The following is a 6,777-nucleotide window of genomic DNA, read 5'->3' on the forward strand; positions in this document are numbered from 1 at the left end:
GCCGCCGCCGACCGCACGATCGTCCCGGAACGTTTCGTGGCTCCCGACCTGACCCCCCCCGCGGCGCGCGCAGCCGCCGCGCGCGCCGGGGTCGACCTGTCCTCGAGGGCCTCGATCGACGCGGCCGATGCGCGTTACGCAGCGGCCCAGGCACGGCCCTACCGGGGCTGACGCCGCGCGCTGGTTGGCGGGCCGTCTCCGGTGCGAGTCGCCGGAGATGGCCCGGCATGAGCGACGATGGACGTATGCCGCCGCGTCGCCGTATCCCTGTCGACTCCGGACGCGCGGCGCTGGCCGCGTGGGCCGAAGCGACCGACCCTGCACGCCGGCCCGACCTCGTCGGTACAGGTGAGCTGGGCGCCATGGGGGGCGGTTCGGTAGGCCCGGGCGGCGCAGTTGGTCGCGAGGCGCTGGCGACCGCCGTGCGCTTTACGCTCGAGGAACTGGCGACCCGGCATCCCGGTCGAAGCGTCGAGGTGCGCGTACCTCCCTTCGGTGCGGTGCAGTGCCTTGAGGGGCCGGTCCATCGGCGTGGCACACCGCCCAACACGGTCGAGACCGACGCCGACACCTGGCTCGGCCTCGCGACGGGTCGCCTGACCTGGGAGGATGCCGAGGATCGAGGGGGACTGCGCTGGAGCGGCATACGCGCGCGCATGGCCGACCTGTTGCCCCTGTGGACGCCCTGACCCCGCTCGACGAAGATTTGGTGTGCTCTGACACGTCAATATGCCCATTCCCCCAACGCGCTGAGGCCCGACGGGCCCGGAGCCGATCGACGGGCGTGGGAGCGGGGCCGGGTGGACAGGGCCGGGGTGGCCAGGTGCCCCACGACCTCAGGGGCGGGCGTAGAGCGCGCGGGCGGGACAGAAGCGGATCGCGACGTCCGCGTCCGTGCTCGCGGGTTCCGGATCGGTGACGATGGGATACCCCCATTCGTCGAGCGCGATCGATGCCGGCAATAGTTGGGCGCACAGCCCATGCCCGGTGCAGGCGACGCGATCCACGGCGATCCGGGTCCGGCCGGCAGGGACGGCCCGGGTGACAGGCTGGGTCTTCTCAGGCATTGACGAGACTCCTTGTGGTCCGGGCTGGGGGGCAGGTGCCGCGTGCATGCTGATCGAGATGGCCCGCGAGGACCCGGGCGGCCGATGCGGCGAATCGGGCAATGCCGTCGGGGTAGCGGCAGGCGCCGCGATCCGGGAGCAGGGCGACGCGGGCAGTCAGTCGATCAGCGGCGTCGACGGCGCGGCCGGATCGAGCCCCGGCGAGGTCGTGCCAGTCCGCCGCCAGCGCCGGCAAGCCGAACATGCACGGGCCGCACTGACCGGCCGACTCACCCGCGGCATACGTCAACATGTGGTCGACGAAGGCGACGGGACACTCGGCGGGGTCGAGGGCCCACACGACGCCGGAGCCGATCGAGCCGCCGTAGGACGCGAGATCGGTGCTGCTCCAGAGCAGCCGGGCGGCCTCCGGTGCCGGGATCAGCACTCCGGCGAGCCCGCCGACCCACACGAGTTCGGCGTCGAGAAGGCCACCTGCCGCACCGAAGAGATCGCCCAGCCGCGCCCCGGCGGCCGTCTCGATCACATGCGGCGCGGCGACGGCACCGGTGAGGGTGACCAGGCGCGGCCCGGGTTCGAGCGCGGTGCCCTGCCGGCGGAACCAGTCCGGGCCGTGCTCGGCGATCTGGGCGATGCGCCATACCGTCTCGGCGTTGAGCACCACCGTCGGCGGGATGCGCCGGCCCCGCGCATCGCGCCCACCGGTGACAAAGGGAGCGCGCTTGGTCATCGGGCGTGCGAGTCCACCGTTGGCGAGCGAGATGAGTGCGCTCTCCTCCGAGGAGACATACCTGACCGGCACCTCCAGAACGTCGACTCCGGCGGCGGCCAAGAGTGCAACTGCGCGTGAACCCCGATGCGCCGCAACGCGAATCGGATGGTCGCCGGCGACCAGGCGCGCGCCCCCGAGCAGACCGTCGAGCTGGTTCTCGACCACCCAGGCATCCTTGGTCGCGCCGATCTCGCCGTCGCAGGCATTGACGATCAGCGTTGCTCCGTGTTCAGCGGCTGCCCGCACCTTGATCGCCGTGCGGAACGCCGCACCGCCGCGGCCGGTCAGGCCGGCCTGGTCGAGCAAATCGATGAGAGTCATGACCACTCCCCGGCGAGGGCGACGCGGCGACGGTCACGATCGGCATACGTCGTCGTGGTCCGCCACGCGAGGGCGGCTGCGCCGGCCGCGCCGCACGCGATGGTGATGCCGCGCAGGATGGGTTGGGCGGACGTGCCCAGGGCGATGCCGTGGGCGAGGGCGAGTGGCCACATGGCGTAGGACAGCCAATGGATCGACCGCCAGGCGCGCTCGGGGATTCGGTGGCGCAGCAGCGAGGTCACCATGACCGCGGCCAGGATGTCGACCGCGAGAGTGCCGAGGCCGACCCACACGCGGGCATACGCCGAGGTGAAAGGGATCAGGAAAGAGACCCAGTCGATCGAGACGTAGGTCTCGGCGATCGCAGTGGTGATGTGCCCGATGAGGAAGGTCACCATCCCGAGGGAGAGCCAGCGATGCATCGCCATGACGATCGTGGCGCGCTCGCCGGTCGGCAGGCGCCGGCCGGAGGTGACGACGCCGAGGACCAGGACGGTGGTCAGCAGCACGATGCTCGCGATGCCGGTCGCGCGCGAGAGGTACCAGAGCAGCTCGTTCACGCCCTCGCCTCCAGCGTCCAGCCCGGGGTGGTCACGACCGCGCCGTCGAGGGCGTCCAGGCGAGCCGGTATGCCGTTCTTCGCCAGCCAGGCGGGCGCCTCGCCGTCGAGGATGATCGCCGCGGTCGATGCCGCGTTGGCCTCCAGTGCGCTTACGGCCGCGCAGGTGACTTGAGCCCACCGGGTCTGCGCGCTGCGTCCGGTGCGCGGGTCGAGGATGTGATGATGATCCGGCTCCGCGGCGTCGGCCGTCGCCCAGGTGCGCTTCTGGGTCGAGGAGGTGGCGAAGGCCTGACCGGTGCCGCTGACGACCTGGAGGATCCGGCCGTCGGCCGACTCGACGCCGATGTCCCATCCACCAACGGGCAGCTCGCCGCTGCTGGCGATGTCCCCGCCGAGATTGACGAGGAAGCCGCCGGGCAGCGCGGCAGCGAGGAGATCCGCGATGCGATCGGCGGCCGCCGCCTTGGCGCTGGCCCCGAGGTCGATCAGGGTGCCCTGCGGGGCCACAACTCGTCGAGATAGCGGATCGAACTCGATCGCCCGCCACCCCGGAATCGAACCCGGGTGATCAGGTAGGTCGGGTCGTAGGGCTGGTGGTGCGTGGATGACCAGGTCCGCTGAGCGGGTCGGGCGCGCACGCCGGGCGCGGACGACGTCGAGGTCGACGTCATAGCCGGCCTGCACCAGGGCCGCACCGATCGTGGGGTCGACCAGGCCACCGGTCAACCGAGCGGCGTGCAGGCCCCGGTCCAGGTAGTGCGCGAAGGTGGCCGAGACATAGGCCCAGGCGGGGCCGTTCTGTGCGCGGCGGGCGAGGGAGCTGACCTCCGAGTCGGGCCGGAACCGCGAGACGGCGGCGTCGAGTTCGGCGAGATGCTCCCGAGTGATCGCCAGGGCAGGGCCGAGGGTCTCGGGCCGGGTCGTCAGGACGCGGTTGGCCGTGCCGATGGCTGCGAAGCTCGCCGACCTGGGCGCAGCGGGCGCGGGTGCGTCCGAGGGGTGCGTGGGGAGCGGCGCGGTGGTCGGTGCCGCGAGGGTCGAGAGGGTCATTGGCTCGGCGCTCACGAACCGGCAGTGGTGGTCTGTGCGTTGCCAGTGGACGACTGGACCGACGTCGTGCTGCCGAAGTCCGAGGAGGACGTCGAGCCCGACGAAGTGGTGTCGGACGATGAGTTCGAGCCGGACGTCGTCACTGCCACAGTGCTCGCCGAGGTCGAGCTGGCATCGGCGAGATGCAAGGTGATGGCTCCGCTCGACAATGCGGCGGCAACAACACCGGCGACAGTGAAGCGGCGGGCCTTGTCGAGGGCAGGAATGCGGGTCATGGTGGCGGACTCCTTGCTGGTGCCGGATCGGCCTTTGCTGATCCGTTCTGACCACCACGGTCGCGCCGCGTGCTGTGCGCCTGCTGTGCGCCGGCAAGCGAGGGCGTTTGGAGTTGCGGGAAGTTCGCCGAGGGGCGCCCGAAGCTATTCGCCCGGGTAACGAACGCCGGTGTGAGCTCGCACCCGGTCCAGAGTGCGCATGATCGCGAGCGTGGTGTCCGTGGGCAGCACGGGTGATTCGGTCAAGCCGGCCACCAGGCAGCGAGCTACCTCGGCGGCTTCGTAGCGCAAGCCGAAATGCGCGCTGTCCAGGTCGTATGCCCAGGTCCCGATTGGCTCGCCGGCCGTGGACAGCAACCGAACCGTATTGGGGTGGTAGAAGTCGCCGTCGATCTCGATGCGTGCCTGGTCGCCGGCGATGACTGCGGTAGTCGGCGTTTTGGCGGCCATCGTCGCGTTCAGCACGGCCTGCGCGCCGCTGCGGGAGGTCGCGACAATGCTGGTGGTCGAGTCGACACCCTGCGGCGTGAGCGTGCCGACCGCGACGAGATCGGCTGGCTCGCCGAGCACCATCTCGGCGAAGGAGACCGGGTAGATCCCCAGATCGAGCAGGGCGCCGCCGGCCAACGCCGGGTCGGCCAGGCGTCGCGGCCCGCCCGGCCACAGCAGTTGCCCGTGATCGGCGAAGACGGTGTGGACGCGGCCCAGATGTCCATCGCCGACCAGTTGCCGCACGACGTCGTAGTGCGGCAGGAAGCGCGACCACATCGCTTCCATGCTGAAGAGCCCGTGCTCGCGGGCGGTGCCGATGACGTCCGCTGCCTCGGCGGCATTGCGGGTGAAGGCCTTCTCGACCAGGATCGGCTTGCCGGCCTGCAGGGCAAGGAGCGCGTGCTCGCGATGCTCCGAGTGCGGCGACGCGACGTAGACGACGTCGACGTTCGCGGCGACCAGCTCGGCATACGAGCCGTATGCCGTGGCTACATCATGCTCGGCAGCAAAGGCGCGCGCTCGGTCGAGGTCGCGGCTGCCCACTGCGGCGACGGTGGATGAGGTGCCGGTGCGAACGGCATACGCGAAGGCGCTGGCGATCATTCCCGAGCCGAGGATCCCCCACCGGATCGATGGCGCGGTCATCGGGTCGGGCACGCGGCTGACGGGCAAGGACACGAGGTGCTCCCGAGGATCGAGGTCGGTGCCGACCGGCGCCGGGATGTCGATCCCCGGCGCCGGCGGGCGAGGGACTACTTGTGACCGTGCTGGATGGCGGCCTGCCGCTTGGCGTTCTGCAGGATCGTGTCGGCCGACCTGGCCGTCCCGGTCTCGCGAGTAGCCAGGAAGCCGTTGGCCGCCGTGTGCGCCGGGGCGGTGCGCACGGTGAGCCAGTTCTTGAAGAAGGTGTCGAGATCGCGGCCGGAGACCCGCTTGGCCAGCGAGGTGAACTCGGCGATCGAGCCGTTCCTGCCCTTCTTGCTGCTGGTCCACGCCTGGAGGATCTTGGTCATCGTGGCGTCACCCACGAGATTGCGCAGCGCGGCCAAGGTCATGCCGCCGCGCATGTAGACCGCCCAGGAGAACTCGTTGTGCGCGCCGGGATTGGAGATCGGGAGCTTCCAGAAGTCTGAGTCGCCGGCGAGGCCGGCGTAGTACTGCTCGAGCAACTGGTTGGTCGTGCCTTCGCCGTGTTTGTCCGACCACAGGAACTCGGCATAGGTCGCGAAGCCCTCGTTGAGCCAGATGTCGCGCCAGTTGTAGACGCTCACCGAGTCGCCGAACCACTGGTGGGCGTTCTCGTGGACGATCACGTAGATATTGCTGCCGTTGCCCCAGAAGTCGGGGGTATAGACGGGGCGTTGCTGGGTCTCCAAGGCGAAGCCGAAGCTCTGGTTGGCGATGACCCCGCCGACCTGCTTGAACGCATAGGGACCGAACTGCGCGGCCTCCCAGTTGATGACCTCCGGAGTGCGCAACACGTCGGTCTTGGCACGCGTGACCGCCGCGTCATTGCGCGTGGTCGTGATCGCGGAGGTGAACGGCCGCGCGTTCTGGGTGCCGGTGAGCACGTCGAACTGGCCGACGGCCATATACACGAGGTAGGTGGCCGTGGGCTGCGGGGACTTCCAGGTCCAGGTGTCCGTGGTGGTGCCACTCGTCTTGCCCACGAAGTCGCCGGCGCCGATGGCCTCTAGGCCCTTGGGGACGGTGAACTTCATGTCGAAGGTCGCCTTGTCGCGCGGGTGGTCATTGCTCGGGAACCACCAGGCGGCAATCTCGGGCTCGCCGAGGGCGATCGCCTCGCTGCCACTGCCGATCCAGGGGTTGATGCCGCCGTAGCTGATCTTGCTGGGGATGCCGGTGTAGGTGATCTTGACGACGATGGTCGCGCCGTTCTTGATCGGCAGCGAGGGCTTGACGACAAGCTCGTGCGGGTCGGGCTTGGCGAACTCGGCGGGCTTGCCGTTGACGGTGACGGTCTTGGCGGTGAGCATCAGGTCCAGGTTGAAGGAGCTGAGATCCTGGGTGGCTTTGGCCGTGATGATCGCCGTGCCGGTGATCCGCCCGGTTGTTGGGACATAGTCGACGAACAAGTTGTAATTGCTCACGTCGTACCCCCCATTGCCGTATGCCGGGTAGTACGGGTCACCGATGCCGCCGGCACCGGGGCCGGGGGCCGCGAATGCCAGTGGCGCGGCGAGCGCGGTAGCCGCCGCTGCGGCGACGCCCGTCGTA

At 70.0% G+C, this 6,777-nt stretch carries 8 protein-coding genes; 1 reads left to right on the forward strand and 7 read right to left on the reverse strand.

What is annotated here, in order from left to right; all coding sequences use genetic code 11:
* Positions 1-245 precede the first annotated feature (245 nt).
* Positions 246-689: a sterol carrier family protein gene (locus PKH97_RS12015; RefSeq protein ID WP_324387709.1), complete on the forward strand. Its 444-nt coding sequence runs from the start codon at positions 246-248 to the stop codon at positions 687-689.
* Between the two features lie 147 nt (positions 690-836).
* On the opposite strand, the gene PKH97_RS12020 is transcribed toward PKH97_RS12015, so the two are convergent.
* The 7 genes from PKH97_RS12020 to PKH97_RS12050 form a co-directional block, all read right to left on the reverse strand.
* The gene (locus PKH97_RS12020) at positions 837-1,067 is read right to left on the reverse strand and encodes a ferredoxin (RefSeq protein ID WP_324387699.1); all 231 of its coding nucleotides are present in this window, start codon (positions 1,065-1,067) and stop codon (positions 837-839) included.
* Positions 1,060-2,160 (reverse strand): NADH-ubiquinone oxidoreductase-F iron-sulfur binding region domain-containing protein, encoded by a 1,101-nt coding sequence (locus PKH97_RS12025; RefSeq protein ID WP_324387700.1) that lies wholly within the window; start codon positions 2,158-2,160, stop codon positions 1,060-1,062. The genes PKH97_RS12020 and PKH97_RS12025 overlap by 8 nt, the downstream gene beginning before the upstream one ends.
* Positions 2,157-2,720, reverse strand: a complete 564-nt coding sequence (locus PKH97_RS12030) for a ferric reductase-like transmembrane domain-containing protein (RefSeq protein ID WP_324387701.1) — start codon at positions 2,718-2,720, stop codon at positions 2,157-2,159. Before PKH97_RS12030 ends, PKH97_RS12025 begins: the two co-directional genes overlap by 4 nt.
* Positions 2,717-3,787 (reverse strand): FAD:protein FMN transferase, encoded by a 1,071-nt coding sequence (locus PKH97_RS12035; RefSeq protein WP_324387703.1) that lies wholly within the window; start codon positions 3,785-3,787, stop codon positions 2,717-2,719. The genes PKH97_RS12030 and PKH97_RS12035 overlap by 4 nt, the downstream gene beginning before the upstream one ends.
* Entirely contained in the window at positions 3,784-4,047 is a 264-nt protein-coding gene (locus PKH97_RS12040) for a hypothetical protein (RefSeq protein ID WP_324387705.1), read from the reverse strand. The genes PKH97_RS12035 and PKH97_RS12040 overlap by 4 nt, the downstream gene beginning before the upstream one ends.
* Before the next feature lie 144 nt (positions 4,048-4,191).
* Positions 4,192-5,217: a Gfo/Idh/MocA family oxidoreductase gene (locus PKH97_RS12045; protein WP_324387707.1), complete on the reverse strand. Its 1,026-nt coding sequence runs from the start codon at positions 5,215-5,217 to the stop codon at positions 4,192-4,194.
* A 74-nt stretch (positions 5,218-5,291) separates the two neighbouring features.
* The coding region (locus PKH97_RS12050) for a M1 family metallopeptidase (protein ID WP_324387708.1) at positions 5,292-6,777 on the reverse strand (1,486 nt) is incomplete at its 5' end.

It is taken from the genome of Nostocoides sp., from assembly GCF_035343835.1.
Taxonomy (GTDB): domain Bacteria; phylum Actinomycetota; class Actinomycetes; order Actinomycetales; family Dermatophilaceae; genus Nostocoides_A; species Nostocoides_A vanveenii.

Excerpts from the sequence above, each read along its gene's own strand:
- PKH97_RS12020 (WP_324387699.1), bottom strand. The coding sequence starts at position 1,067 with ATGCCTGAGAAGACCCAGCCTGTCACCCGGGCCGTCCCTGCCGGCCGG.
- PKH97_RS12040 (WP_324387705.1), bottom strand. The coding sequence starts at position 4,047 with ATGACCCGCATTCCTGCCCTCGACAAGGCCCGCCGCTTCACTGTCGCC.
- PKH97_RS12025 (WP_324387700.1), bottom strand. The coding sequence starts at position 2,160 with ATGACTCTCATCGATTTGCTCGACCAGGCCGGCCTGACCGGCCGCGGC.
- PKH97_RS12015 (WP_324387709.1), top strand. The coding sequence starts at position 246 with ATGCCGCCGCGTCGCCGTATCCCTGTCGACTCCGGACGCGCGGCGCTG.